Source organism: Methylobacterium sp. E-005 (genome assembly GCF_022829725.1).
Lineage (GTDB): Bacteria > Pseudomonadota > Alphaproteobacteria > Rhizobiales > Beijerinckiaceae > Methylobacterium.
Genome location: NZ_JAKSYG010000238.1, coordinates 1 through 26,607, shown reverse-complemented (window position 1 = coordinate 26,607; position 26,607 = coordinate 1). Strand labels below are relative to the sequence as shown.

Here is a 26,607-nt window from a genome sequence, read left to right as displayed (position 1 = left end):
GAGACGGTCTCGACGCCTCGGCCCGACCGCTTTAGGCAATCCCGCATGAAGACGGCCGATTGCGACATCCTGATCGTCCCGGGCCTCGGGGGTTCGGAGGAGGACCATTGGCAGGCCCGATGGGCTGGGCGCCTCGCCACGGCGCGCGTGGTCGCGCAGGACGACTGGCACGCACCGACGCCCGAGGCGTGGTGCGGCCGGATCGCCGAGGCGGTCGCGGCCGCGACCCGGCCGGTGATCCTGATCGCCCACAGCCTCGGGGTGGTGGCGAGCGTCGAGGCCGTGCCGCTGCTCCCCGCGGGCGTGGTGCGCGGCGCCCTGTTGGTTTCCATGCCCGACGTGGAGGAGGCACCAGGCCTGCCCGATTCGGTGCGGGCCTTCGCGCCGGTACCCCGGGACCCCCTGCCCTTTCCGTCGCTGCTCGTCGCCAGCCGGACGGATCCCTATTGTGCCTACGACCGCGCCAACGACTTCGCCCATGCCTGGGGTTCGCTGACCGTCGACGCCGGCGAGTCCGGCCACATCAACGTGGCGAGCGGGCACGGGCCGTGGCCTGAGGGGCTGATGCGGCTCGCGGGGTTCTTGAAGGGCCTTCAGTAACCCGGCGGGTGTGTCACGGGCCGTGTTAACGCGTCGTTTACCACCACCCCCCTTCAGTGGGGGCCGCGGGCGGTCCTTCGGCCCGAAGCCGCTCCGGGAGAGAATCGTGACGCGCAAAGAGCTTCTGGAACGACTCGAGGCGGTCCAAACCGCCCTTGGACCCCGGGCCCAGGCGAACTTCAACAGCTCCCTGTTCAACGACGTGGCGCTGCTCAAGCGCATCGAGGCCTTCGAGGCGAAGGTCGGCGAGGTCGAGAAGCCCAAGGTCGCCGACTATACCGGCAACATGTTCTCCCGCATCGCCAACCGCCGGGCCGCGGGCGCCAAGTAGCCCTTATTTCGATTCGGTCTCGGCCGCGCGCAGCAGCTCCCCGGCGACGTCGGCGAGCCGGGGCGGCGCTTCCCGCACGAAGGGGAGCGGCCGGCAGACGTTGAGGGCCGCGAGCCCGAACCGGGCGGTCATCAGCCCGTTGAGCACCCCCTCCCCCAGCTTGGCCGAGATCCGGGCCGCGATCCCGAGGCCCAGCACCTGCTGCATCACGCTCTCGCCGACCGCCATTCCGCCGGTGACGGTGAGATGCGCCACGGCCGCGCGCGCCAGCCGCAGGAAGCCGAGGAAGCCGGGCCGCCCGCCGTAGATCGCCGCGATCCGGCGCAGGAGCCGCACGGCGGCGAAGACCACGAAGGCCACGTCCACGATCGCCCGCGGGCTGAGCGCCGTCACCGCCGAGACCTGCTTGGCCGACGCCGCGATGGCGTTGCGGGCCTGCCGGTCGAGACCGGACAGCAATTCGTGCTCGGCGAGCCCGATCCGGTCGTCCACGTCGAGGATCGCGTCGGCGGCGGCGTCGATCCGGGCGCGGCCCGCCGAGAGGCTGTCGCGGTCGGCGTAGAAGGCCGAGAGCGCCTGCACCACCGCCTGCGCGCCGGTGTGGTCGCGGGTGCTCAGGGCATCGACGGCGGATTGGCGCAGGCGCTCGATCTTCCGCTCCCGCCGCAGGCCGGCGAGTTCCCGCACGACGATCGCCAGCAGCGCCAGGGCGGCGAGGCCGAGCAGCGCGAGCGCCACCCAGCCGAGCCAGGGCGCGGCCTGGAACAGGTCGGCGATCATCCGCTCGATCGAGAGGCCGATCCCGAGCGAGACGAGGCCGCCCATCGCCGACAGGAACAGCGCCCCCCAGGGCGAGCGGCGCTTGGGCGCCACCGGCACTGCGACGCCGTCGGCGGCATCGACGATCTCGAAGGGCTCCTCGACGATCCGGGTCTGCGGCCCGGGGGAGAGGGGCGTGGTGGTCACGCTCGCGTTCGACGGCGGCTCCGGCGTGATCCGGAAGGCGCGGGGTTTCTGGCCCGAGGTCATGGAGGAGGGCTCCGCAGACTCACAGACATCGTCATGCCAGCTTGTCCCCGATCAGGAACTGCATCGCCCGGTCGAGCCGGATCTGCGGCAGATGCCCCGGGCGGCCGAGGCCGTCAGACCGCACGAGCGGCGGGCGGAAGCGGGGGAAGCGCAGGGAGCCGGGCTCCACCGCCCCCTCCAGCACGGCTTCGGCGCGGGCGGGCAGTTCCCCCGGGAAGATCGCGGCCTCGCTGTTGCCGTCGAACACCTCGTCGCCCACCACTTCGCCGGCCTCCGGCGTGCCGGCGACCGCCCGAAGGATCTCCGCGCCGTCGTGGACGGTGGTCTCCCGGGTGGCCCGTACGGAGGCCAGAGCCACGGTGCCGACCCGGGCGCCCGCGGCCTCCGTCCGCCGCATGGCCCGCGACACGAGGAGCCGCAGCAGGGCGTCGAGCCGGTCGTGACTCGTCTGGTGGAGGTGATCGGCCTTGGTGGCGGCGAACAGCACCCGGTCGGCCCGGGGGGCAAACAGCCGCGACAGCACCGTGTTGCGGCCGATATTGAGGCTGAGCAGAACCGCGTCCAGCGCCTCCTCCAGCTCGGCAAGCGCGGTCGGGCCAGCATCCACCGCCGAGAGCACATCGACCAGCACGATCTGCCGGTCGACCCGCTGGAAATGGTCGCGGAAGAACGGGGTGACGACCTTGCTCTTGTAGGCCTCGAAGCGCCGCTCCATCAGCCCGGCGAGGCTGTCGGGGGCGATGCTCTCGGGGAGGCGATCGAGGGGCGCGAAGGTCAGCGCCGGCGAGCCCGCGAGGTCGCCCGGCATCAGGAACCGCCCCGGGGGCGTCGTCGCCACCGATTCCGGCCCGGCCCGGAGTCCTTCGAGGTAGAGCTTGAACGCGTCGCTCGCCCTCTCGGCCGCGATCTCGTCGAGGGGGCCGCTCGGGTCGAACCCCTTCAGCGCGTCGAGCCAGGGGGCTGCCACCGCGGCGCGGCCGGGGCGGCGGGTGCCGTTGATCGTGGCGCGCGACCACGCCGTGTAGCTGGTCTCGATCAGCGCGAGGTCGAGCAGCCATTCGCCGGGATAATCGACCACGTCGAGCATCAGGGTCGCCGGGCCGGTGCGCCAGCCGGCGGCGCGCTCGTAGGCGATCTCCAGGCGGAACTGGCTGATCCGGTCGGTGGAGCGCGGCCAGCGCCTTGCTTCGGTCAGCGTCCCGAAATGCTCCTCGAAGGGGAAGCGCGGGACGTCGTCGTCCGGCTGCGGCACCAGCTTGGCGCGGCGCAAGCGGCCCTCCTGCGCGGGCGCGAAGGCCGGCAGGGCGTGGGTCTCCACCAGGTGGTGGATCAGCGCCGTCGTGAACACGGTCTTGCCCGAGCGCGCGAGCCCGGTGACCCCGAGCCGGAGCGTCGGCTGGATCAGCAGGTCGTGCGAGGCTTCGGCGAAGGCTTTGACGGCCGAGCCGGCGCGTGCGGCAAGGTCGGTCAGGGGCACGGGCGGGCTCGTCGTGAGGGAAAAGGCGGGGCAGAGGTGGCGCGGCAGAGGTGGCGCGCCTTGGGCCGAACCGCAAGGCTTGTCGTTACGGCGGCGTGCCTCCGGCGGCCGGCGTCGGCGGTCTCAGCCGGGCGATCGCCCCCGCGACGAGGTCGGGGCCGGCCCGGAGGGTCCCGAGTTCCACCGCCGACATCGCCAGCATCACCGGCGCGAGGTTGGCGCGCGGGACGCCGTCCGGACCGAACAGGTCGAGGTCGTCGCCGGGTTTCAGGCCGACGCTGCCGCTGATCCGGGCGGCATAGGCCTGGATGCGGGTCTCGTCGCCCGTGCAGAGCGGGGCCGGCAGGCGCAGGTCGAGGACCGGAAGGCCCGCCGCGATGGCGGGCAGGAGCGCAGATTCGGCAACCATCCGGTCGGCGCTCGGCACCCGGCCGTCCGCCTTCCGGTCGAGGAGCGCCGACGGATCGGCGACGCTCCGGGCCGGGCGCATGGAGGGGGTGATATCGGACGCGATGTCGGGCACGGATCGGAGCGCTGCGACGTGTGGAACGGTCGGGCGTCGGGCGGACCGGCCGGCCATGCGGGCGAGCGGCGACCACGGCTGCACGCGCAGGGCCGCCCGACCCCGGGGTGCGCCGCCGGGGCGATGTTTCGCGAGGAAGCGCGCGCGCAGCGTCCGTCCCAGACCCCGGGGTGCCAATGCCGTCGTCACGGCCGGCGCTTTCACTCCACCGCCCGCTTGCGCGGACGCCATCCGGCACTCGGCCGGCGCCCAGCGGCGCACGATGGCGAGGGCCGTATGCCGGTTATAGTCGCGGTAGTAGCGCCGCAGCAGGCTCGCCGCCGCGTCGGCCCCGTCATCCAGGGTGGCGAAGGCGGTGTGGCCCTCCGCATCGGCGCCAATCTCGCCGGGCCAGCGGGCCGACTTGATGCACCAGCCGTTGTTCAGCCGCACGCAGCGGGCGACGTAGGGCGGATCCTGCGCCAGCGAGGCCGTGAGGGCGAGGGCGCGGGGCGTAAGTTGCGCGCCGGTCTGGGCGTGCCAGTTGGAGACGGAGCGGGTTGCGGGGTCGAAACGCGGAGCCGGTTCGGTGGCGACGGCGACCACCGGGACTGTCGGTGGGATGCGCAGGAGGCCCTCCACGCGCGCCGCTGCGGGTGGCATCAGGCTGGTCAGCAGGACGAGGGCGTTCAGCAGCACGCGGATCGGCCCTGAAGGCTTTGGGCAGGCGCGGCGTCATCCCGCCCCCCTCTGCGGGGGAGGGTGTAGAGGCGGCGCGTGTCATCCGCGTGCGCGTTCATGCCTCCCGCCGCAATGCCGGCGCGCGATACAGCCAGCCGCCCCACCCTCACGGGTTCAGCACCCTCAGCGCGGCCGCGTGCAGCCGCGGATCGCCGGCCGCCACGACCCGGCCGCCCCCGGCCGCCGAGCCGCCGTCCCAGGCCGTGACCCGCCCCCCGGCCCCCTCGATGATCGGGATCAGCGCGACGATATCGTAGGGTTTCAGCCCCGCCTCCACCACCAGATCGATCTGGCCCGCAGCCAGCATGCAATAGGCGTAGCAATCGGCGCCGTAGCGGGACATCCGCACCTGCCCCTCCAGCGCCCGGAAGCGCTCGGTCTCTTCGCCGGCCGCGAACAGGCGCGGATCCGTCGTGGCCAGAATCGCCTGACCGAGATCGGCCGACCGGCGGGTGAGCAGCGTACGCTCGCCCGCGGGGCCGCGCAGCCGGGCGCTCTTCCCGTCGCCGGTGAAGCGCTCGCCGAGATAGGGCTGGTGCATCATCCCGCGCACCGGGACGCCATTGCGGGTCAGGCCGATCAGGGTGCCCCAGGTCGGCAGACCCGCGATGAAGGAGCGGGTGCCGTCGATCGGATCGAGGACCCAGACGCATTCGGCGTCGGTGCGTTCCGAGCCGAACTCCTCGCCGAGGATGCCGTGGGCCGGAAAGGTCTGGCCGATCATCGTGCGCAGCACGACCTCGGCGGCCCGGTCGGCCTCGGTGACGGGATCGAACGGCGCGCCGCTGCGCGCCTTGTCGTCGAGGCCGAACTGGGCGCGGAAGAACGGGAGGATCGCCCGCCCGGAGGCGTCTGCGAGATCGTCCAGGAACCGCCCGAGTTCGACGACGCTCATCGGATCACTTCCTTGTTCATCTGCAGCCGGCCTGATCGCCCGGTCGATGCCCGACGAAACCGGTGCGTCCCCCCGGCCGTCAAGTCCCTGGGGCCGGAACGGTGGCATCATACGCCGGCCGTGGCGCGCGCGTTCTGGGCGGCGCCACCAGTCTGTGGATCGCTGGCCGCTTCGGCCTCCGGGATCGCCGGGTTCTGCGCGGCGGCCAGGACGGCCTCCACCATCGCCCGGAGCGAGGCGGCTTGCGCGTCGGCGCCGGCCGATCGCTCCGCGCCGGACGCGGCACGTGCGTCATCCCCGGCGAGCCAGAGGCCGAGCAGGACCGGAACGCCGGGCATCCGCGCCCTCAGGCGCCGAATCAGGCGGCGCAGGTGGGTCGGCTCGCCGTCGAGCGCCAGGGAGACGACGCAGGTCATTTGAGCCGGGCCAGGCTCGAAGCGCCCGATCCGCGCCGCCGACGCCTCGGCGAACGGCACCGTGCGGGCGCCGATCCCGCGCTTCTCCAGGATCTGGGCCAGGATGGCGGCGGCGGCCTCGTCGAGGAAGCCGCGCCCGGAGATGCAGAGCACCGCCCCCTGCCGCGTCCAGGCCGCCGCGAGGCCGTCCGGCGCCGGGCCCATCGGCAGGGGACTGCAGGCGCTCTCACCGCCGCCACCCCCCTGCCCGGCCGTCTCCGCGACCGTGTCGCTCCGCTCGGCGAGATCCGCGATCAGCTCGCCCAGAGCGGTGCGCATCGCCCCTTTCTGCTTGGCGGTCAGCACACCCCGGGCGGCGTCCCGGGCGGCGAGTTCGAGCGCCTTGAGGACAACCTCATCGTAGTAGGACGAGAGCGCGCATTGCTGCAGGATCAGCTCGGCATGGCCCAGCACCTCCTCGGAATCGCCCGCGAGGATCCGCTGGTAGAAGTTCTGTACGGGGGTCAGCGCCGGCCGGTCGCCGAACAGCACGTCGAGGAACTCGAGGTACTCCACGTGGCGGCCAAGCACCACGAGACAGACGGTGAGCGGCGTCGACAGCAGCAGGCCGACGGGACCCCACAGCCAGGTCCAGAACAGGGCCGAGACCAGCACCGCGAAGGGCGAGAGTCCGGTCGACTGGCCGTAGAAGATCGGCTCGAACACCTGGCCGGTGAGCGGCTCCAGCACGACGAACAGGATCGCCACCGCGATCATCATGTTCCAGCCGGGATCGACCGCGGCGGCGAGCGCCATCGGCAGGATCGCCGACAGGACCGCGCCGAGGTAGGGCACGAAGCGCATCACGGCCGAGAAAATCGCCCAGAGCACCGGGTTCGGCACCCCGATGACGTAGAGGCCGGTGCCGATGACGACCCCGAAGGCCGCGTTGAGGGCGAGCTGGACCACGAAGTAGCGACTCAGCCGGCGTGCCGCGTCGTCCATCGCCACGGTGGTGCGATGCAGGTCGCTGGAGCCCGCGAGCCGGATCATGCGGTCGCGCAGATCCTCCCGCTGCATCAGCACGAACAGCAGCACCACGAACACGATGCCCACGGTGGCGAGCGGATGCATCACCGGCGCGAGCACGGTGGAGAGCATCTCCAGCGGTCCCGGCGGGGTCGAGGCCACCTCGACCACCACGGGTTTTTGCTGTGGGTGAGCCTGGTCCGGCGCCCGCGGCGGTAAGGCGGCCTGTCCTTCCGCGCCGCCCGCCTCTTTGCCGGCCTCCTTACTCGCCTCCTTGCTTGCTTCCTTGCCGCCATCATGGAGCGCCCGGCCGATATTGGCCACGTACCCGGTGATGTGCCCGACGGGCGAGTCGCGCAGGCCGTTGATCTTGCGCTCGATCGTGGACCGGTAACGCGGGACATCCCCAGCGAGATCGGCCGCCTGGATGCCGATCAGGGTCGCGAGCGCCGCCACGATGCCGAGGGTCAGGAGGACGCTGACGCCGACCGCCACCACCCGCGGCAGCCGCAGCCGCCGCAGGCGGTTGACCAGCGGCGTCAGCACAAACGACAGGAGCAGCGCGATCGCGATCGGGATGAAGATATCGCGGCCGAAATACAGGGCCGCGATGATCGTGGCGCCGACCACCACCGGCGAGGCCATCGCGGCCCGAGGGGTCTCGGCAGCGGCGACGCGCGTCGGACGGGGCGGGATCAAAGCCGTGCCCAGCCGCGCCGCCGGTTCACCCCCGACCGGGGTTCTCGTTGCCATGCCGCGATCCGCGCCCCGAACGCCACAGGCGGGCGCCCGTGGGGTCGGACGGGGCCGCGCGCTCTGGGAACGGCATGGCCCCCGAAAACGATCCCGCAGGTTTCTTCGAGCGCTTACGCCCCCTGCACGCCGGCCCGCATCACGTCGCCCGCATCCTTCAGCTCGGGTAGGGACCAGCAGAGCTGCATCACCCGCTTGGCCTGCCCGTCCGGCAGCACGCCCGCGGCGAGGTCCGTAAATTTGGCCTCGAGCTGCGCGTCGGACATCGGCTTCTCGACGCTGCCGATCGCGTGCTCGATGTGGCGGTGGAAGGTCCGCCCGTCGTTCAGCGTCACGGTCATGTCGACCTGCGCGGGGTCGATGCCGGGGGTGACCACCGGCATCACCTTCTGGCGGAGCGCCACCACGCGTGGGTCGTTCACCGCCCGGTCGCTGAACTGTTTCTCGCCGCCCGCCCCCTCCACGAAGGCCACCGCGGCGGCGTGGTAGATGCTGAACTTGCCCTCCAGCCCGGTCCTGGGCGCGGTCTTGCCGGTCAGTTCCAGCACCAGCGGATGAACCTTGAGGGCGACTTGGCGGATGTCCTCCGGCTTGACGTGATCCTCGTCGCGGATCTGGATCGCGGCGTCGATCGTCGGGTGCATGACGATCCCGCAGGCGAAGGGCTTGTAGGTGTTGAGCTGCGCCTCGTAGCGGGTGCCGAGGCCGTCGGTGATCTGCGACCAGTCCTGCTTGGTAGAGATCGTGTTGGCCCAGCCGCGCTTGGCCTCGATCATCCCGTCCGACGAGGTGAAGCCCTTGGCGGCCAGGATCGCGGCGAACAGGCCGTTGGAGGCGGCCCGGCCCGGGTTGAAGCTCTTGTTCATGGAACCGAACGATTCGCGCAGGCCCACCGGCTGGGAGGCCGCGAGGCCCAGCGCGTAGACCATCTGCTGCTCGGTGAGCCCCATCAGCTTGCCGGCGGCGGCAGCCGATCCGAACACGCCCGCGGTGCCGGTGATGTGCCAGCCGGCATCGTAGTGGTTCGGATAGACGGCGTTGCCGATCCGGCACTCGGTCTCGATCCCCACCACCAGGGCGTCGAGGAAATCCTTGCCGGAGATCGGCTTCATCCCGGCATAGGCCAGGATCGCCGAGGCGACCGGGCCGGCCGGGTGGATGATCGTCTTCAGGTGGGTGTCGTCAAAATCGAAGATGTGGCTCGACACGCCGTTGATGAAGGCGGCGTTCATGATGTCGAACCGCTCGGTCCGGCCGAACAAACCGGCCTGCGGCGGCCCCGAGAAGGGCTGCAGGGCCGAGACCGCCACGTCCACGGTCTCGTGGTGCGAGCCGCCGATCGCCACGCCGACCCAGTTCAGGAAGCTGCGCACGCCCTCGCGGCGAACCGCCTCCGGCAGGGTGTCGTAGGACGAGCCGAGGATCCACTGCGCGAGAATCTTCGTGACGGGCGGCGGTGCCGGCTTGGCGGCGGGCTTCGCGGCTTCGGCGGCCTGTCCGGCCTGCAGGGTGGGCGTCGTCAGGGCGAGCCCAGCGGCCCCGATCAGCGAGCGGCGATTCATCGACATGGCGTTCTCCCGGACGGGGCCGCCCAAAGACGGCTCCGATTGCCGGGCATGATAATGTATTCAATCGCCGGCCGTCAGCCCGCGTGTTTCACCACAGCGGGTCTGACACCGGACCTCACACCACCACGGGTAGGGCCTCCTGGTCGCCCACGCCGAACACCCGCCGGTAGCGGGCGACCTCCTCGGCCGGCCCCTGCGCCTTCGTGGGATTGTCGGAGAGCTTCACGGTCGGTCGTCCGTTCGCCTCCGTGACCTTGCAGACGATCGAGACCGGATCGAGCTTGCCGCCCGGCATGAGGCCGCGGAAATCGTTGGTCAGCAGCGTGCCCCAGCCGTAGCCGATGCGCATCCGCCCGTGGAACCGGGCATGGATGCGCTCGATCTCGTCGATGTCGAGCCCGTCGGAGAAGATCGCGAGTTTTTCGCGCGGGTCGCGCCCGCGCTCCTGCCAGAACCGGATCGCCTCCTCGCCGCCCTCGATCGGGTCCTTGGAATCGATGCGGATCCCGGTCCAGTCGCTGACCCAGTCGGGGGCCTTCGCCAGGAAGCCCGTGGTGCCATAGGCGTCGGGCAGGACGACCAGCAGGTTGCCGCCATAATCCTCCTGCCAGTCGGCCAGCACCCGGTAGGGCGCGGCGGCGAGCGCCGCATCGTCCTCGGCCAGCGCCGCGTAGACCATCGGCAGCTCGTGGGCGTTGGTGCCCACCGGCTCGACCTCCTGCCGGGCGGCGATCAGGCAGTTCGAGGTGCCGAGGAACGCCCCGTCCAACCCCTCCGCCATCGCCTGCACGCACCAATCCTGCCAGAGGAAGCCATGGCGGCGCCGGGTGCCAAAATCCGCCACCGACAGGTCCGGCAGCTTCTGCAGCCGCTGGATCTTCTCCCAGACCCGGGTCATGGCCCGGGCGTAGAGCACCTGAAGCTCGAGCTTGCCCATGCCGCGCAGCACAGCCCGCGCCCGCAACTCGTTGAGGATGGCCAGCGCCGGCACCTCCCACATCGTGGTCTCGACCCAGGGGCCGTGGAAGGTCAGCTCGTACTGGCCGTCATGGACGGCGAGCTCGTATTCGGGGAGCCGGAAGTTCTCGAACCAGCTCACGAATTCCGGCCCGAGGATCCGTCCCTGGCCGCGGAAGACGTTGCCGCGCAGCCACGTGACCTCGCCCTTGCTGAGGCGCAGCGTCCGGGCATGGTCGAGCTGCTCCCGCAGGAGTTCGGCATCGACCTCGTCGGCGATGCGGATCCGGTGCGTCCGGTTGGTGATGCCGAAGGTGGCGCGGATGTCCGGGTGCCGGCGCAGGATCGATTGCGCCATCAGGAGCTTGTAGAAATCGGTGTCCAGCAGCGACCGCACGATCGGATCGATGCGGAAGCTATGATCGTAGACCCGCTTGGCCAGATCGAGCATTCTTTTGGGACCCTGCCGCGCCTTGGTGACGCAGAGCGCATGCCGGGCCCGGCCCCGTCAAGAAGACGGGCGGCCCCCGATGGAGACCGCCCGCGGAAACACCGTGACCTGAAACCGGAGGCTCAGGCCAGATCGACCTTCTTGGTCTCGGTCTTCGGGCTCTCGCCGGTGAGCGAGGCCTTCACGTAGCCGTAGAGGTGCAGCATCGTGCTGTTCGGGCTGTCCCAGTACTCGCCCTTCTCCGGATGGACGCGGATCAGCGCGACCTCGGGATCGTTCTTGCCGTTGGGGAACCAGGTCTTCAGGCTCTCATTCCACTTGGCGTCGATGATCGACTGGTCGCGGACGATCTCGGCCTTGCCCGCCACCGAGACGTAGGTCTGGCTCGACGGGTCGGAATAGGCGAGGTTGATCTGGTTGTCCTTGCTGATCTCGGCCGTCTTGGGCGAGTGCAGCTTGGTGAAGAACCACAGGTCGCCGTTCTCGTCGGCGTCGTTGTTCCACATCGGGCGGCTGTTGAGCGTCCCGTCGGAATCGACGGTGGTCATCATGGCGATCTTCACGTCCTTGATGAGCTCGAACAGCTTCTTCGCGCCCTCGTGGTCGCGGTGGTTGCCCTGATGCATGAATCTTGTCTCCTGATCGTCGGTCCGGGCGGTGTGTCCCGCCGGGCGCGGATGCGCTCCGGAGGGGTCCCCGCCGGAAGGGTGCCCCGACAACGGATCAATCTCCCGTTGGTTCAGCTTGCGCGTGCGGAGATAGAGGTTTGGATGATGCCGTCAGGGCTGGGGCGGCGGGCCGCCGTGTTGCTGGCAATCGGTGCGCTCACCCTCTCGGTTCTGCCGGCGGGGGCCGAGGTACGGTTCGGCCCCGGCGTGCGCATCGGGGGCCACGACTTTTCCAATCGCCGCTACGGCAGCGTCCATATTGAGCGCGTGAAGCGGCTGCGCGGTCCCCTCGGCTGCCGGCACGTCCGCCACGGTATGTACCGACGCGGCGACGGGACCGTCGTGCGGGGGCCGATGGAGGAATGCAATCTGATCGCGAAGCCGCCGGATCAGTAGCGATCGGTTCGCTAAGAGCCTGTCCGTCCGAACAGCGCCTCGATCTCAGCCATTGGCTTGAAGAGCCGGTTCGGCAGATCGGGCAAGCGCAGGAACTCGTGTTGCTCGTAGAACTGGGCTGCGGCGGCGTCCTTCGCATCGACGATCACCGCCAGAGAGGCCGTCTCACTTCTGAGGCAGCGCCGCAGCGCGTCAAGAAGGAGCATTGTACCGAAACCCTCACCGCGTCGCCCTTCATCGACCGCCAACCGGCCGAGCAGCGTCGCGGGCAGCACGGGATAGCGCGGCAGTTTCCTGACAAGGGCTTCTGGCAGATCGGCCGCCTGGATTGCAGTGTTCGAGAGCGTGTAGAAGCCGATCACCGCAGGCGACGGTGGCTCCAACAAAACGTAAGGCGCCGCCACACGGCGCCGCGCGTCCTGTCCGGCCTGCACACGGAGGTAACGGTCCAGCGCCTCGACGCCGCAGGCGAAGCAGGATCGGTCGTGCTGCGCCGGGTCGAGGACGGTGATGACCGGCTTCGCCGTGCCGCTCACGGTTTGCTGTCGCCCATCCGCGTCTTGAAAGCGGTGACCCGCTTCCGCATGGGCTGGCTCGGCTCGCGGGGCTGGAGCAAGGCTTCTACGAAGGCACGAGAATCCCGCGCACTCAGCTCGATCATCGCGTGCTCAGCGATCGTGCGCTTGGCAGCATCCTGGACGCTGGACAGGACAAAATCCGTGAGGCTGCGCCCTTCGAGCGCGGCGGCGCGTGTGATCAACGCCTTCTGTTCGGCCGTGATGCGGGTTTCAAGCCGTTCGCCGCGGCGTCTGGGCGTCCGCCCGCCATCCTGTCGTTCCGCGTTTGCCATTGCCGCTCCCGTCGTACAGCCAAATGTACGGCCAGAAGCCGGCCTTTACCAGCGGCTGTCGCTTCGTTTGCCAACCGCCTCCGATGTGAATCGCGGTTCGGGTCTGGTGTTCTGGGCCGGCTTGGTTACATGCACGGGCATACCTGCTTGCCCCGGTGGAGAACGATTTTGGCGATCACCCGTGACGACGTGCTGAAGGCGCTCGCCGACGTCACCGTCGATGCCGCCGGCACCACCCTGCCCGGCTCGGGCCGGCTCTCCCAGGTTGTGGTCGATCCGAACAGCCGCGTGATGTTCTCGATCTTGGTCGATCCCAGCGAGGCCGAGCGGTTCGAGCCGGTGCGGCGCCAGGCCGAGGGCCGCGTCCTGCAGATGCCGGGCGTCTCAGGGGTCTTCGCGAGCCTGACCTCCGAGCGGAACCAGAGCCATCCGGCCCAGAGCAGCGCCGCTCCGCGCCCCGTGAGCCCGCCGCCGGTCGCCCCGCCGCGGCCCGGCGCGCCGCCGAACCAGGGCCCGCAGATCGCGGGCGTGCGCCACATCGTGGCGGTCGCCTCCGGCAAGGGCGGCGTCGGCAAGTCCACCACGGCCTGCAACCTCGCTTTGGCGCTTCAGGCGCAGGGACTGAAGGTCGGCCTCCTCGACGCCGACATCTATGGCCCGTCCGTGCCGAAGCTGTTCGGCCTCTCGGGCAAGCCGACCGTCGTCGACAACAAGGCCATGGAGCCGATGGTCGGCTACGGGCTCAAGGTCATGTCGATCGGCTTCCTGATCGAGCCCGAGACGGCGATGATCTGGCGCGGCCCGATGGTGCAATCGGCGATCACCCAGATGCTGCGCGACGTGCTCTGGGGCGAGCTCGATGTGCTCCTCGTCGACATGCCGCCCGGCACTGGCGACGCGCAGCTCACCATGGCGCAGGCGACGCCGCTCTCGGGTGCCGTGATCGTCTCGACACCGCAGGACCTCGCGCTGATCGACGCGCGGCGCGGCGTGACCATGTTCAAGAAGGTCGCTGTGCCGATCCTCGGCGTGATCGAGAACATGGCGACCTTCGTCTGCCCGAATTGCGGCCACGTCTCGCACATCTTCGGGCATGGCGGCGCGCGGATCGAGGCGCAGCGCCTCGGCGTGCCGTTCCTCGGCGAGGTGCCGCTCGACATGACGATCCGCGAGACCTCGGATAATGGCCAGCCCGTGGTGGCGACCGATCCGGATGGACCGCACGCCAAGGTCTATCGCGACATCGCCGCCCAGCTCTGGGCGAACCTGTCCGGCGCGCCGGCCGGGCGGACGGCGCCGAAGATCGTGTTCGAGTAAGGCCATGGCGCCGTCGCCGGTCCTGGGCCTGATCCTGGCCGGCGGGCAGGCGCGGCGGATGGGCGGGGGCGACAAGCCCCTGCTGCGGCTCGGCGGCCGGACCCTGCTGGAGCGGGTGGTCGAAAGGCTCGGACCGCAATGCGGGGCCGGGCTGGCGCTGAGCGCCAACGGCGACCCGGCGCGGTTCTCCGGGTTTCCGGGGCCGATCCTGCCGGATCCGCTACCGGATCAGCCGGGGCCGCTGGCTGGGATCCTCGCCGGGCTTGAGTATGCCGCGGCTCTTGGCATCGGGCGCGTGGTCAGCGTGTCGGGGGACGCGCCGTTCCTTCCGGACGATTTGGTGGCGCGGCTCCACGCTGTCGCATCGGAAACCAGTATCGCCCTCGCGGCCTCGGGGGAGCGGCAGCACTTCACGATCGCGCTCTGGCCGACGGCCCTGCGCCATGCGCTTTGGGATTATCTCGAACGCGGAGAGCGGCGCGTCGGCGCCTTCATCGCGTCTCACGGGGCAGCGGTGGCGTCGTGGCCGGTGGAGCGGCTGGACCCGTTCCTCAACATCAACGCGCCGGAGGATCTGGCCGCGGCGGAAGTGCTCGACCAAGACTGATACAATTCCGCCGTCATCACGAGCGAAGCGAAGTGACCCAGGGCAGCGGGACATTGGGATATGTCGCGCTGACTGGATTGCTTCGCTCCGCTCGCACAGACGGCGGAGCCGAAGCCGTTTACCGTGGCCGGTCTCAGGCCGCCGCGACCGTCGCCTTCACGATCTTGTCCGGGGAGCGCGGCGGCTCGCCCTTGTTGATCGTGTCGACCACATCCATGCCTTCCACGACCTTGCCCCACACCGTGTACTGCTTGTCGAGGAAGCGGGCGTCGTCGAAGCAGATGAAGAACTGCGAGTTCGCCGAGTGCGGGAAATTGGTCCGCGCCATCGAGCAGGTGCCGCGCACATGCGGCTCGGCGTTGAACTCGGCCTTCAGGTCCGGCAGGTCGGAGCCGCCCGAGCCGGTGCCGGTCGGGTCGCCCGTCTGGGCCATGAAGCCGTCGATCACCCGGTGGAACGGCACGCCGTCGTAGAAGCCCTGCGATGCCAGCGTCTTGATACGCTCAACGTGGCCCGGGGCGAGGTCGGGGCGCAGCGCGATCACGACGCGGCCCTTGGTGGTCTCAAGCACGATGGTTTCGTTGTCGGCCATGTCTTTAGTCCTTCCGGTTGAGGAGAAAGTAGGGGCGCGCGCCGGATCCGGCCAGCGCCCGAACGGGGTCGCCCGCGCTCAGGCTGGCGGGCGATAGACGAAGCGCAGCGCCACCGGGCGGCCCGCGATCGCCCGGCCGAGGCCCGCCGTGATGTGGGCGGGGGTGCAGCGCGCCAGGGCATCGAGCGTGCCACGCACCAGGGTCCCGCGCCGGTCGCCCGCGACGCCCGCCGCGTAGGTGATGCGCGGCGGGCCGATCAGGCTGCCGTCGCGCCGGAGGGCGAAGCGCGTGGTGATCTCGATGGCGTCGGCCCCGGCGCTCGGACGGCCGAGCCCGGCCGGCACCTGCCAGCAGGCGGCGAGCGCCGGATAGAGTTCGGCCAGGGTGTCGGCGGGCTTCGTCGCCATCCGCGACACCGGCACCACGATCGTGGCGCGCAGCGTCTGCGGCAGGCTCAAGGGATAGCCGCCACCGGGCTCGAAGGCGTAGCCGTAGAACGGGCTGCCCTCATAGGTCTGGGCATGCGCCGGACCCAGGGTCAACAGGAGGATCGCGGCGGCACGCCTGCCCGGCATGCGGCCGCTACTTGGCCTTCTCGGCCAGCGTCATGCTGACGATCTTGTCCGGGTCCTGCACCGTGCCGCCCGGCGCGCCGGGGGCAGCCTTCTTGATCTTGTCCAGCACGTCGAGCCCGTCGGTGACGTTGCCCACGATCGTGTACTGGCCGTTCAGGTTCGGCGCATCGGCGAGGCAGATGAAGAACTGCGAATTGGCCGAGTTCGGATCCTGCGAGCGGGCCATGCCGACCGTGCCGCGGCGGAACTGGGCCGATTGCGAGAACTCCGCCGGGATGTTGGGCAGGCTAGAGCCGCCGGTGCCGTTGCCCTTCGGGTCACCGGTCTGCGCCATGAAGCCGTCGATGACCCGGTGGAACTTCAGGCCGTTGTAGAAGCCCTGTGACACCAGCGTCTTGATCTGCTTGACATGCTTGGGCGCCAGTTCCGGCCGCAGCTCGATGGTGATCCGGCCATCCTTGGTCTGAAGATAGACCGTGTTGGCGTCGGCGGCCTGGGCCACATTGGCGGTGCCGAGCGTGAGGGCGAGCGCGAGGAGGGCGTGGCGTCGGTTCATCGAAGTCCTTTCAGGTGATCAGGAATGGGCGGCGAAGCGCTGCCGCAGGCGCGCCGCGACGGAAGCGGGCACGAAGGGCGAGACATCCCCGCCCATGCCGGCGATCTGGCGCACCAGCGTCGCGGTGATCGGGCGTGCCTGGATTGAGGCGGGCAGGAACACGGTCTGCACCTCCGGCGCCATGGCGCCGTTCATCCCGGCGAGCTGCATCTCGTAGTCGAGATCCGTGCCGTCGCGCAGGCCGCGGATGAAGATCGCGGCGCCGCAGCGCCGGGCGGCCGAGACCGCGAGGTCGTCGAAGGTGACGATCTCCAGGGATGCCCCCTCCTCCGCCGCCACCGGCCCGCAGGTCTCGGTGAGGAGCGCTGCGCGTTCCTCGGCGGAGAACAGCGGCGCCTTGCCGGGATGGACGCCGATGGCAATCACAAGGCGGTCCACCAGCCGGCAGGCTTGGCGGACCACGTCGAGATGGCCGTTCGTGACCGGATCGAACGAGCCGGCGTAGAGGGCAGTGCGGGTCATCGCGCCCCGACCTAGAGCATTTTCGCGCCGGACGGAACCGGCTGAGGCCTCAGGCCTCCTCGCCGCCCTCCGGGGGCCCTTCCGCGCCCCCCTCGGCGGCGCCCTCGTCCTCGCCCTCGATGTGCTCCACCGAGACGACCTTCTCGTCCTTGGCGGTGTTGAACACCGTCACGCCCTGCGAGGCACGGCCGACGATGCGGATGTCGTCCACCGGGACGCGGATCAGCTGTCCGCCATCGGTGACCAGCATGATCTGGTCCGAGGCCTCCACGGGGAAGGACGCCACGAGGCTGCCGTTGCGGGCATTGACCCGCATCGCCGTGATGCCCTTTCCGCCGCGTCCCGAAGTCCGGTACTCGAAGGACGAGGAGCGCTTGCCGTAGCCCCGCTCCGACAGGGTGAGCACGTATTGCTCGGCCCCGCCCATCTCGTTGTAGCGGTCGAGCGAGATCGCCGCCGCCTCGGCGCCGTCCTCGGCCTCCGCGTCGCCATTTTCCTCCGCCTCGCCGGTCACGGCGCGGCGCATCTTCAGGTAGCCGGCGCGCTCCTCGGCCGTGGCGTCGAAGGCGTTCAGGATGGTCATCGAAATGACCTTGTCGTCCTTGGCGAGCTGGATGCCGCGCACACCGGTCGAGTCGCGGCCCTTGAACACGCGCACATCCTCCACGGGGAAGCGGATGCACTGGCCCAGAGCCGTGGTCAGCAGCACGTTCTGGTCCGGCCGGCAGATCTCGACATGGACGATGTGGTCGCCCGGATCGAGCTTCATGGCGATCTTGCCGTTGCGATTGACCGTGGTGAAGTCCGACAGCTTGTTGCGCCGGACATTGCCGCTGGCCGTTGCGAACATCACGTCCAGCGTCTCCCAGGACGCCTCGTCCTCCGGCAGTGGCATGATCGTGGTGATGCGCTCGGAGGTGTCCTGCAATTGCAGGATGTTGACCAGCGCCTTGCCCCGGGCGTTCGGCGCGGCCATCGGCAGGCGCCAGACCTTCTCCTTGTAAGCCTGGCCCTGGCTGGAGAAGAACAGCACCGGCGTGTGGGTGTTGGCCACGAACAGGCGGGTGACGAAATCCTCGTCGCGGGTCGCCATGCCGGAGCGGCCCTTGCCCCCGCGGCGCTGGGCCCGGTAGGTCGAGAGCGGCACGCGCTTGACGTAGCCGGCATGCGACACGGTCACCACCATGTCCTCGCGGGCGATCAGATCCTCGTCGTCGACGCTGCCGTCGTAATCGACGATCTCGGTCTTGCGCGGGGTGGCGAATTGCTCGCGGACCTCGATCAGCTCCTGCTTCACGATGGTCTGGATGCGCACCCGCGAGCGCAGGATGTCGAGATAGTCGGCAATCTCGTCGGCCAGCGTCTTCAGCTCGTCGCCGACCTCGTCGCGACCGAGTGCCGTGAGGCGCTGCAGGCGCAGGTCGAGGATGGCGCGGGCCTGGGTCTCGGACAGGCGGTAGGTCCCGTCCTCGGCGACCCGGTGGCGCGGGTCATCGACCAGGGCGATCAGCGGCGCGATGTCGTGGGCCGGCCAGTCACGGGCCATCAGGGCCTCGCGGGCCGTGTTCGGGTCCGGCGAGGTCCGGATCAGGCGGATCACCTCGTCGATATTGGCGACCGCGATGGCGAGGCCGCACAAGACGTGGGCGCGTTCGCGGGCCTTGCCGAGGAGGAACTTGGTCCGGCGGGAGACGACCTCCTCGCGGAAGTCGACGAAGGCCTCGAGCAGGTCCTTCAGGTTCATCAATTCGGGGCGGCCGCCGTTCAGCGCCACCATGTTGCAACCGAAGGAGGATTGCAGCGGCGTGAACCTGTAGAGCTGGTTCAGCACCACATCCGCCATGGCGTCGCGCTTGATCTCGACGACGATGCGCATGCCGGTCCGGTCGGATTCGTCGCGCAGGTCGGAGATGCCCTCGACGCGCTTCTCCTTCACCAGCTCGGCGATCTTCTCGACCAAGGTTGCCTTGTTCACCTGATAGGGGATCTCGGTGAAGATCAGCGCCTCGCGCTCCTTGCGCAACTCCTCGACATGGGAGGTGGCCCGCATGATCACCGAGCCGCGGCCGGTGGCGTAGGCCTGCCGGGTGCCGGCGCGGCCGAGGATCCGGCCGCCGGTCGGGAAGTCCGGGCCGGGGACGATCTCGGTGAGCTGCTCGATGGTCAGGCCCGGATCATCGATCAGCGCCACGCAGGCGTCGATCAGCTCGCCCAGATTGTGCGGCGGGATGTTGGTCGCCATGCCGACCGCGATGCCGCCGGCGCCGTTGGCCAGGAGGTTCGGGAACCGGGCCGGAAGAACCTTCGGCTCCTCGCGCGATTCGTCGTAGTTCGGCTGGAAATCGACGGTGTTCTTGTCGATGTCGGCGAGCAGCGCCGTGGCGGGCTTGGCCAGCCGCGATTCGGTGTAGCGCATGGCGGCCGGCGGATCGCCGTCCACCGAGCCGAAATTGCCCTGCCCGTCGATGAGCATCAGGCGCATGGAGAAGTCCTGCGCCATCCGCACCAAGGCGTCGTAGATCGATTGGTCGCCGTGCGGGTGGTAGAGACCGATCACGTCGCCGACGATGCGCGCCGACTTGACGTATTTCCGCTCGGGCAGATGGCCCGACTCGAAGGCGGAATAGAGGATGCGCCGGTGCACCGGCTTGAGCCCGTCGCGCGCGTCGGGAAGCGCCCGGCTCACGATCACGCTCATCGCGTAATCGAGGTAGGAGCGGCGCATCTCGTCGGTGATGGAGACGGGGCGGATGTCGCTGGCGGGCGGGGCTGCGCCAGTCGGATCGTTCTCGGCCAAGTCGGTTTCCGTTCTGAAGCCCGGACGGGCGGTGCTCTCGGCCGCTCCAGGCTGGCGCGCGATGCGCCGGAACGGCCTCTCGGAAGAGCAGTGATATCAGACGGTTAAATAAGGTTTTCCGAGGCCGTTCGCAAGCGCGCCGACTGGCCCGCGACCCGGCCGGAAAAGGCAGGGCCGCGGGTCGCTCGGCTCAGTAGAACGTGAGACGCCGCTGGCCCGCCGGACGGCCGTGGGACGCATAGGGCCGCGCCGCGTGGTGGCGGTGCCCGAAGTGCCGGCGCGCGAAGTGCCGGTGTCCGTAGTGGTGGCGGTACCCGTGGTGACGGTGGTGCCAGTGATGGCGGCGGTGGTGCCAGTGGCGCCGGTAGTGATGACGCCGGTGCCAATGGCGCCGGTAGTGCCAGCGGGCGAGCTGCACCACGGGGGCGGGCGCCGCGGCCTCGGCGGTCACGGGGACCGGAAGGGGCGCCGCGCGGGCGGGCGCGCCCGCCAACCCGCCGATCAGCGCGGCCAGGAGGACCAGGATAGGCCAGGGTCGCATCGTCTCTCTCCCGTGTTGGCGCCCGGATAGCCCTGCGGATCCGGGTCGGTGCGACAGCTGCACCACGCGCAGGAACGGCCAAGGTCGGCAAACGGTTCGGTCCGCGAGACTGCGCAGACGCACCACCCTTGCTTGGGGTTAAGGAACGCCCAGTTTCCGGTAGACCCAGCCGGGCCGTTCCCTCTTCGATCTCCAGACGAGCCGCGTAAGATCCCATGGCGTTCGCGTTGTCCGATTCCCTCCGCACCCTCCTGCCGCGCCGCTTCCGCGACCGCCGCCCGCGGGTCGCCGTAGTCCGACTCTCGGGGACGATCGGAGCGGTCTCACCGATCCGCCCGGGTCTCTCGATCGGCGGTGTGGCTGGCAGCCTGGAGCGGGCCTTCGGGATGCCTGGGGTCAAGGCGGTGGCCCTCGTGATCAACTCGCCGGGGGGCTCGCCCGCGCAGTCGCACCTGATTCACCGCCGGATCCGGGCGCTGGCCGCGGAGAAGAGCCTGCCGGTGATCGCCTTCGTGGAGGATGTCGCGGCCTCGGGCGGCTACATGATCGCCTGCGCGGCCGACGAGATCGTCGCCGACCCGACTTCGATCATCGGCTCGATCGGCGTGGTCTCGGCGGGGTTCGGCTTTCACGGTCTGTTGGAGAAGCTCGGCGTCGAGCGGCGGGTGCACACCCAGGGCGAGGCCAAGTCGATGCTCGACCCGTTCCGCCCGGAGGACCCGGCGGACGTGGAGCGGCTGAAGCGGATTCAGGCGGACGTGCAGGACCTGTTCACGGGCCTCGTCACGGCGCGGCGCCCGACGCTGTCGAAGGGCGAAAACCTGTTCACCGGCGCGGTCTGGACCGGCCGGCAGGCGCTGCCCCTCGGCCTCGTCGATGCGCTGGGCGACGTGCGCACGGTGATGCGGGCCCGCTTCGGCGAGAAGGTGGACCTCCGGCTCGTTGCCGAGGCGCGGGGCGGGTTTCTGTCCCGCCTGCTGCGCCGGGGCGGCGCGCCGGGCGGGATCAGCGACCTTGCCGAAGGCGCGCTGGCGGCCGTCGAGGAGCGCGCCGCCTTCGCCCGGTTCGGGCTCTGAAGCGCGGGCTGCCGCTTTAGAAAGACGACGCGCCCGGGTCGCACGCACCGACGATGTTCACCGTCGCCGGCGGACGCTGCCGCTGGCGACAGGGCGCGACAGCCCTCCCTCTCCCGTGCGGGAAAGGGTTGGGGTGAGGGACGAGAACGCTCAGAATAGGGCACGGAGTCGACGCGCCGGCAGGTTGCGCCTTCACTGGGGGGACCTGATCCCTCACCCTGTCCCCCTCCCGCACGGGAGAGGGGACCCGCGGTCAATCCTGATGCCGTCCCGTTGAAGCGGATGTGTGAACCCCACAAGCTCCGTATGGGGGAAGGGCGCAGGCCGGTCCGCTTCCGCCTGCACCCTTTCGAAACGTAGGCGTCAGGCCGCGACCTGCGCCAGGAAGCGCTCGATCTCGCCCTCCAGCTCGGCCGCCACGGTATCGACCGTCTGGGCCGCCTCGGTGACGGTGGCGGCCATCCGGGCGGAGCGCCGGGCGGCGCCCGCCACCGTGGACAGGCCGCTGGCGATCGCCTCCGTGGCGCCAGCCGTCTCGGCGACGTTGCGGGAGATCTCGGCGGTGGCCGCGCTCTGGGCGCTCACCGAGGCGGCGATGCCGCCCGTGGTCATGCTGACCGCGCGCATCCGCTCGCCCATCCGGCCGATCGCCGCCACGGTGGCCGCGGTGGAATTCTGGACGCCGGCGATCTGGCCGGAGATCTCCTGGGTGGCCTTGGCGGTCTGCTCGGCGAGCGCCTTCACCTCGGAGGCCACCACGGCGAAGCCGCGTCCAGCCGTTCCGGCGCGGGCTGCCTCGATCGTGGCGTTGAGCGCCAGCAGGTTGGTCTGCTCGGCGATCTGCCGGATCAGGCCGACCACGGTGCCGATGCGGCCGGTGGCCTCGGCGAGGCCGCCGATCTCGGCATTCATCGCGTCCGAATCCGCGCTGGCCGTCGCCACCAGGGCCTCGGCCTGATTGAGCTGCCCGCCGATCTCGCTGATCGAGGCGGAGAGCTCCTCGGCGGCGCTCGCCACGGTCTGGACGCTCGCCGAAGTCTCGTGCGAGCCCCGCTCGGTCTCGGCGACCGCGCCCTCGGCCTCGGCGGAACTCGCCGCCATCTCGCCGGCTCGGTCGCGCATCGAGCCCGTGCTGGCGGTGAGCGCGCCCTTCAGCACGACGACCTGTCCACGGAACGCCTCGATGGCGTGGTCGAGATTGGCGCGGCGCCGCGCCTCGTCGGCGGCGCCGGCGCTCTGCAGGCCTTCGAGTTCCCGCGTCCGCAGGCCGGTCCCGCGCAGCACCTCGACCGACCGGGCCACCGCGCCGATCTCGTTGCCGCGCTCGGCATGGGGGATCGGCGTCTCGAGATCGCCGGCCGCCAGACCCTCGATCCGGGCCGCAATCGTAGAGAAGGGCCGGAACAGGCGCGCCGCCGCGAAGCCTACGAGCGCGCAGACCAGCGCCGCGATGATCAGCGCCGCGATGCCGAGGCTCGTCATCGTCTGCGCGTGGGCATCGAAATACATCTCGATCGGCAGGCCGACGAACAGCAGGCCGTTCACCGCCCCGACGGAATCGAAGGTGGGCTGGTAGACCGTGTAGTAGCGGCGCCCGAACAGCATCGCCGGACCCTCGTAGGTCTTGCCGGCGCGCACGGCGGCCTGGGCCGGGCTGTCGGGGGCGAGCGCGGTGCCGATCGCGCGGGCGCCGTCCTCGCGGCGGACCGTCGTCTGGCGGCGTACGAAGCTGTCGGTCGCGGCCTCGAAGCTGAAGACCGTGGCCGTCCCCCCCGAATAGGCGACGGCGTTGTCCACCACGGCCGCGTCCGCGAAGCCCGACAGGCTCGGCGCGACGACCCTGGCGACCCGGGTGCCGGACAGCTCCGTGGTCGCGCCCGAAACGCGCTCGGCCAGAACCAGGGCGAGCGTGCGCAGGTTGCGCTCGCCGTTGGTGCGCTGGCGATCCTCCATCTGCGACCACGTCTGCCGCGACACGGTGATCGAGATAGCGCCCGCGGTGAGGGACACCGCGAGCATCGCCAAGAGGATCACCTTCGTGGACAGGGACATCGCGCGTAGCGAGACGAGTCGTCGAAACATGTGCTGGTATCCGCGTCTGAAGACGCCCAGACACTGTAACGTTTATTTGAACGGAGTCTTAAATTTCGCATTAAGGCTGCAGCATTCATGCTCGGCTCAACCCTGACCTGCACGCCGTGCGGCGACGCGGGCGAGCGCCGCGAGGTCCTTCTCGCCATCGCCATGGCTGATCGCCTCGATCAGGCCGTCGCGCAGGACGCTGGCGAAGGGCATCGGCACGCCCGCGCCCTCGGCGGCCTGGAGGGCGAGCCGCACGTCCTTGGCGCCGAGCTTGAGGATGAAGCCCGGGGGCTCGTAGCGGTTCTGGGCGATCGAGGCGCCGTAGCCCTTGTAGACCGGCGAGGCGAACAGGGTGTTGGTCATCAGGTCGAGGAAGTCGGCGCCCGGCACGCCGTGGCCCTCGGTCAGGCTGCAGGCCTCCGCCATGGCCTCGATGGCCGAGATCAGCATGAAGTTGCCGGCGAGCTTGACGGCGTTCGCCCGCACCGGATCCGCGCCGAACCGCCAGGTCCTGGCGCCCATGGCGTCGAGCAGCGGGGCGGCGCGGTCGATTTGGTCGGTCGCGCCGGCCGCCACGATGTTGAGCTTGCCCGCCTCGGCCACGTCCGGCCGGCCGAAGACCGGCGCCGAGATGTAGGGGACGCCTGCGCGTTCATGGACGGCCGCGAGCTGCTTCGCCAGGGCCACCGAGATCGTGCTCATGCCGACATGCACGCCCGGGCGCTTTGCCCGGTCGAGCAGGCCGCCGGCCACGATCACGGCCTCGAGCGCCGCGTCGTCGGCCAGCATGGTGATGACGGCGTCGCCCGCGAAGGCCTCCGCGGCGCTGCCCACCGGCGTCACCCCCGCGATGCCCTTCGCGGCCTCCGGCGAGCGGTTCCAGGCGCGGACCGTGTGGCCTTCGCGCGCGAGGCTGGCGGCCATGGCCCGGCCCATCCGCCCCATTCCGATGAATCCGACGTCCATGGCGTGCTCCTCGATCCGGTCTGCCGCTTGACCAACCGGAGAACCCGATTGGGCGGTCCGCGGCGCCTGCGGGCATTTGCGTCGATCGCCCGGCGTGGCAAGCTCCGCCGATGCTGCGCAATTGCATCACGGATATTCCCGGGCTGCGGGTCGGCCACGCGAGCGATCTGCGGATCGCCAGCGGCGTCACCGCGGTCCTGTTCGACGCGCCGGTGATCGCCTCGGTGGACGTGCGGGGCGGCGGACCGGGGACCCGGGAGACCGACCTGCTCGATCCCGAGCGCACCGTGGAGCGGATCGACGCCCTGGTGCTGTCGGGGGGCTCGGCCTTCGGGCTCGACGCGGCGGCGGGCGTGACGGCGTGGCTCGCCGAGGCCGGACGCGGCTTCTCCGTCGGCGGGATGCGGGTGCCGATCGTGCCCGGGGCGATCCTGTTCGATCTGCTCAACGGCGGCGACAAGGCATGGGGCCGCTACCCGCCCTACCGCGAACTCGGCTTCCAGGCTGCCGCGGCGGCCGCCGAGGATTTCGATCTGGGCTCCGTGGGGGCCGGGACCGGCGCGCGCACCGGGCGGCTCAAGGGCGGGATCGGCTCGGCCTCCGCGCTGGTGGCGGGCACGGGGTTCCGGGTCGGGGCGCTCGTGGCGGTGAACGCCTTCGGCAACGCGACGATCGGCGACGGGCGGCATTTCTGGGCTGCGCCCTTCGAGGAGGGAGACGAGTTCGGCGGCCTGGGCTCACCGGCCCGGGTGCCGGCCGACGCCCTCGCCTTCCCGGCCCGGGCGCTGCCGGGCGCCGCCACGACGCTCGCCGTGGTGGCGACCGACGCAGGCCTGACCAAGGCCCAGTGCCGCCGCCTCGCGGTGGCGGCCCAGGACGGCCTCGCCCGGGCCCTCGTGCCGGCCCATACGCCGCTCGACGGCGATCTGGTGTTTGCCGCAGCCACCGGCGCCGTGCCGCTAGCCGAGCCGGTGGCGGATCTCGCGCGTCTGGGTGATGCCGCCGCGCGGGTACTGGCCCGGGCGGTGGCACGCGGGGTGTTTTCTGCCGCAAGTTTGCCGGGGCAGGCGGTGGGGGCGCCTTTATCGTGGACGGGCTTGCCGCCGGCTTGGGATGACGTGTTTCGAGGACAAGGTACGAAATGATTTGAGCGCCGGTATTATTAGCTCGGCGCCAGGAAGAACGACTTATCTGGCTCGAATCTTATTACCTTACCCTCAAATTTGTCATAAAATTCAGGTGTCGTAAAAAAAACAACCTCATGCCCGGAAAGTATTTGAATGCCATGTTCAATTTTACCTCTATCTGAGATTCCATAGAAGCTTATGACCACGTGACCCCAGGATTTTCCATCATTTAGCACAGTCCTGCCCCAGCCAATCATCAAGACGTCAGATTTATCACTAAATTTGTTATCCCATTGACGGCGGATGTTTGCGATTTCTGCCCATGCCTCTGGCGAAATAGTGAAGTTAATTGGGAGATATGGCTCTGTTTGCATGACTTACCGTCCTTCGAAATTATCGTTCAACAAGACGCCATGTCTAACTGCGGCGGATGGCACGAAAGGTGAGCATCCAAGATTTGTCATGCCTTCGACCATGACGTGCCCGAAATCAAATTTGTAAACACAATCATATCCGATTTTTCTTGGGATCTGCGCGACAAGCGTTCCGAAACTATAATTCTCTGCAACGCGTTGGGTGTCGGCTCCCACGCGATGTGTATCAGGATCGGAAGTATTTCCGCTCCATCGACCACCCTCGCGCTGGCCAGCTGGCACGCGCGGCTGGTTTGGATCGAAGTATTTAAGAGCTATTCTGAGCCGATTGAGCTTTACGACTACACTCGCGGCTGCAAGATCATACCGAATTTTGTCCAGTTGCAATGATTCTCTTCCGTTCCGCATCGCGAGGCCTCCTGTTCTCGCCACGGTTATAGGAATTTTAGCATAAATCAAGGTAGCATCGCTGGTCGCCCGACGACGGCGATTTATTGAAAATCAGGTGGAAAATCAATGTAAAATCCAAAATATTGATAGTTGTACTATAGTCGGATAATACTAACGGTAAATCGCACAAAAATTCAAATAATAATTGAGTTCTCGCTATAAGACATTTTTCTTACGGGCTTGGCTTGAGAGTGCCAGAAACGGCGCTTTTCAGGTGCCATTTCGTGGCCGCCTACTAGCACTACTTTGGCAGATTGGTTTCAGGGTGGCAGGTTGAGATCGGCGTCACAGTGCGGGCATCGCTGCGCTGGCGGCCGACTGAGGTGATCCAAGATGGCCTGCCGGATCGCCGGCATCGAGGGCTGAGGCGGCGGGCAGGCGA

The 26,607-nt window shown here is 69.5% G+C and carries 27 protein-coding genes; 8 read left to right on the top strand and 19 right to left on the bottom strand.

Annotated elements, in window-relative coordinates:
- Positions 1-45 precede the first annotated feature (45 nt).
- Positions 46-600, top strand: coding sequence for an RBBP9/YdeN family alpha/beta hydrolase (locus MKK88_RS28795; RefSeq protein WP_244005981.1), 555 nt, complete (start codon positions 46-48; stop codon positions 598-600).
- Positions 601-706: 106 nt separating this feature from the next.
- Positions 707-931 (top strand): hypothetical protein, encoded by a 225-nt coding sequence (locus tag MKK88_RS28790; protein ID WP_244005979.1) that lies wholly within the window; start codon positions 707-709, stop codon positions 929-931.
- 3 nt (positions 932-934) lie between these two features.
- On the opposite strand, the gene MKK88_RS28785 is transcribed toward MKK88_RS28790, so the two are convergent.
- The 8 genes from MKK88_RS28785 to MKK88_RS28750 all read right to left on the bottom strand — a co-directional run bounded on the left by MKK88_RS28785 (position 935) and on the right by MKK88_RS28750 (position 11,354).
- Positions 935-1,960 (bottom strand): YcjF family protein, encoded by a 1,026-nt coding sequence (locus tag MKK88_RS28785; RefSeq protein WP_244005977.1) that lies wholly within the window; start codon positions 1,958-1,960, stop codon positions 935-937.
- 31 nt (positions 1,961-1,991) lie between these two features.
- Entirely contained in the window at positions 1,992-3,437 is a 1,446-nt protein-coding gene (locus tag MKK88_RS28780) for a YcjX family protein (protein ID WP_244005975.1), read from the bottom strand.
- An 85-nt stretch (positions 3,438-3,522) separates the two neighbouring features.
- Positions 3,523-4,638 (bottom strand): hypothetical protein, encoded by a 1,116-nt coding sequence (locus MKK88_RS28775; protein ID WP_244005974.1) that lies wholly within the window; start codon positions 4,636-4,638, stop codon positions 3,523-3,525.
- Positions 4,639-4,786: 148 nt separating this feature from the next.
- Positions 4,787-5,575: a histidinol-phosphatase gene (gene hisN, locus MKK88_RS28770; RefSeq protein ID WP_244005972.1), complete on the bottom strand. Its 789-nt coding sequence runs from the start codon at positions 5,573-5,575 to the stop codon at positions 4,787-4,789.
- A gap of 107 nt (positions 5,576-5,682) precedes the next feature.
- The gene (locus MKK88_RS28765) at positions 5,683-7,752 is read right to left on the bottom strand and encodes an AI-2E family transporter (RefSeq protein ID WP_244005965.1); all 2,070 of its coding nucleotides are present in this window, start codon (positions 7,750-7,752) and stop codon (positions 5,683-5,685) included.
- A gap of 113 nt (positions 7,753-7,865) precedes the next feature.
- Positions 7,866-9,320 (bottom strand): MmgE/PrpD family protein, encoded by a 1,455-nt coding sequence (locus tag MKK88_RS28760; RefSeq protein WP_244005963.1) that lies wholly within the window; start codon positions 9,318-9,320, stop codon positions 7,866-7,868.
- Between the two features lie 115 nt (positions 9,321-9,435).
- Positions 9,436-10,728 carry a nicotinate phosphoribosyltransferase gene (pncB, locus tag MKK88_RS28755; RefSeq protein WP_244005961.1) on the bottom strand — a complete coding sequence of 431 codons (1,293 nt, stop codon included), beginning with the start codon at positions 10,726-10,728 and terminating at the stop codon, positions 9,436-9,438.
- A 122-nt stretch (positions 10,729-10,850) separates the two neighbouring features.
- Positions 10,851-11,354 carry a pyridoxamine 5'-phosphate oxidase family protein gene (locus MKK88_RS28750; protein ID WP_244005960.1) on the bottom strand — a complete coding sequence of 168 codons (504 nt, stop codon included), beginning with the start codon at positions 11,352-11,354 and terminating at the stop codon, positions 10,851-10,853.
- 147 nt (positions 11,355-11,501) lie between these two features.
- Between MKK88_RS28750 and MKK88_RS28745 the strand changes: the two genes are divergently transcribed.
- On the top strand, positions 11,502-11,792 hold the full coding sequence (locus MKK88_RS28745) for a hypothetical protein (RefSeq protein ID WP_409566726.1): 291 nt from the start codon (positions 11,502-11,504) through the stop codon (positions 11,790-11,792).
- Between the two features lie 11 nt (positions 11,793-11,803).
- On the opposite strand, the gene MKK88_RS28740 is transcribed toward MKK88_RS28745, so the two are convergent.
- Positions 11,804-12,328 carry a GNAT family N-acetyltransferase gene (locus tag MKK88_RS28740; protein WP_244005956.1) on the bottom strand — a complete coding sequence of 175 codons (525 nt, stop codon included), beginning with the start codon at positions 12,326-12,328 and terminating at the stop codon, positions 11,804-11,806.
- Positions 12,325-12,642, bottom strand: a complete 318-nt coding sequence (locus MKK88_RS28735) for a DUF1778 domain-containing protein (RefSeq protein WP_244005936.1) — start codon at positions 12,640-12,642, stop codon at positions 12,325-12,327. Before MKK88_RS28735 ends, MKK88_RS28740 begins: the two co-directional genes overlap by 4 nt.
- Before the next feature lie 168 nt (positions 12,643-12,810).
- Here MKK88_RS28735 and apbC point away from each other — a divergent pair, with 168 nt between their 5' ends.
- Complete coding sequence (gene apbC, locus MKK88_RS28730) at positions 12,811-13,959, top strand: iron-sulfur cluster carrier protein ApbC (RefSeq protein ID WP_244005934.1); 1,149 nt, start codon at positions 12,811-12,813, stop codon at positions 13,957-13,959.
- Positions 13,960-13,963: 4 nt separating this feature from the next.
- On the top strand, positions 13,964-14,566 hold the full coding sequence (mobA, locus tag MKK88_RS28725; protein ID WP_244005932.1) for a molybdenum cofactor guanylyltransferase MobA: 603 nt from the start codon (positions 13,964-13,966) through the stop codon (positions 14,564-14,566).
- Positions 14,567-14,699: 133 nt separating this feature from the next.
- On the opposite strand, the gene MKK88_RS28720 is transcribed toward mobA, so the two are convergent.
- From MKK88_RS28720 to MKK88_RS28695, 6 genes are all read right to left on the bottom strand, one after another.
- Positions 14,700-15,158 carry a peptidylprolyl isomerase gene (locus MKK88_RS28720; RefSeq protein WP_244005931.1) on the bottom strand — a complete coding sequence of 153 codons (459 nt, stop codon included), beginning with the start codon at positions 15,156-15,158 and terminating at the stop codon, positions 14,700-14,702.
- A 78-nt stretch (positions 15,159-15,236) separates the two neighbouring features.
- Positions 15,237-15,734 carry a hypothetical protein gene (locus MKK88_RS28715; RefSeq protein ID WP_244005929.1) on the bottom strand — a complete coding sequence of 166 codons (498 nt, stop codon included), beginning with the start codon at positions 15,732-15,734 and terminating at the stop codon, positions 15,237-15,239.
- A gap of 7 nt (positions 15,735-15,741) precedes the next feature.
- Positions 15,742-16,290, bottom strand: a complete 549-nt coding sequence (locus tag MKK88_RS28710; RefSeq protein ID WP_244005927.1) for a peptidylprolyl isomerase — start codon at positions 16,288-16,290, stop codon at positions 15,742-15,744.
- 18 nt (positions 16,291-16,308) lie between these two features.
- Positions 16,309-16,812 (bottom strand): pantetheine-phosphate adenylyltransferase, encoded by a 504-nt coding sequence (gene coaD / locus MKK88_RS28705; RefSeq protein ID WP_244005925.1) that lies wholly within the window; start codon positions 16,810-16,812, stop codon positions 16,309-16,311.
- Between the two features lie 49 nt (positions 16,813-16,861).
- Entirely contained in the window at positions 16,862-19,609 is a 2,748-nt protein-coding gene (gyrA, locus tag MKK88_RS28700; protein ID WP_244005923.1) for a DNA gyrase subunit A, read from the bottom strand.
- Between the two features lie 190 nt (positions 19,610-19,799).
- Positions 19,800-20,150 (bottom strand): hypothetical protein, encoded by a 351-nt coding sequence (locus MKK88_RS28695; protein WP_244005921.1) that lies wholly within the window; start codon positions 20,148-20,150, stop codon positions 19,800-19,802.
- 215 nt (positions 20,151-20,365) lie between these two features.
- Between MKK88_RS28695 and MKK88_RS28690 the strand changes: the two genes are divergently transcribed.
- Positions 20,366-21,226: a S49 family peptidase gene (locus tag MKK88_RS28690; protein ID WP_244005919.1), complete on the top strand. Its 861-nt coding sequence runs from the start codon at positions 20,366-20,368 to the stop codon at positions 21,224-21,226.
- A 363-nt stretch (positions 21,227-21,589) separates the two neighbouring features.
- Here the strand turns inward: MKK88_RS28690 and MKK88_RS28685 are convergent, their stop codons facing one another.
- Both MKK88_RS28685 and MKK88_RS28680 read right to left on the bottom strand, forming a co-directional pair.
- The gene (locus tag MKK88_RS28685) at positions 21,590-23,308 is read right to left on the bottom strand and encodes a methyl-accepting chemotaxis protein (RefSeq protein ID WP_244005917.1); all 1,719 of its coding nucleotides are present in this window, start codon (positions 23,306-23,308) and stop codon (positions 21,590-21,592) included.
- A gap of 96 nt (positions 23,309-23,404) precedes the next feature.
- Positions 23,405-24,274, bottom strand: a complete 870-nt coding sequence (locus MKK88_RS28680; protein ID WP_244005915.1) for an NAD(P)-dependent oxidoreductase — start codon at positions 24,272-24,274, stop codon at positions 23,405-23,407.
- A 110-nt stretch (positions 24,275-24,384) separates the two neighbouring features.
- Between MKK88_RS28680 and MKK88_RS28675 the strand changes: the two genes are divergently transcribed.
- A complete protein-coding gene (locus tag MKK88_RS28675) occupies positions 24,385-25,419 on the top strand; it encodes a P1 family peptidase (protein WP_244005912.1) in 1,035 nt (344 codons plus the stop codon).
- A gap of 17 nt (positions 25,420-25,436) precedes the next feature.
- On the opposite strand, the gene MKK88_RS28670 is transcribed toward MKK88_RS28675, so the two are convergent.
- The gene (locus MKK88_RS28670; RefSeq protein ID WP_244005910.1) at positions 25,437-25,775 is read right to left on the bottom strand and encodes a hypothetical protein; all 339 of its coding nucleotides are present in this window, start codon (positions 25,773-25,775) and stop codon (positions 25,437-25,439) included.
- Positions 25,776-25,880: 105 nt separating this feature from the next.
- On the opposite strand from MKK88_RS28670, the gene MKK88_RS28665 reads away from it, so the two are divergent.
- Positions 25,881-26,165, top strand: a complete 285-nt coding sequence (locus MKK88_RS28665; RefSeq protein WP_244005908.1) for a hypothetical protein — start codon at positions 25,881-25,883, stop codon at positions 26,163-26,165.
- Positions 26,166-26,607: the final 442 nt, after the last annotated feature.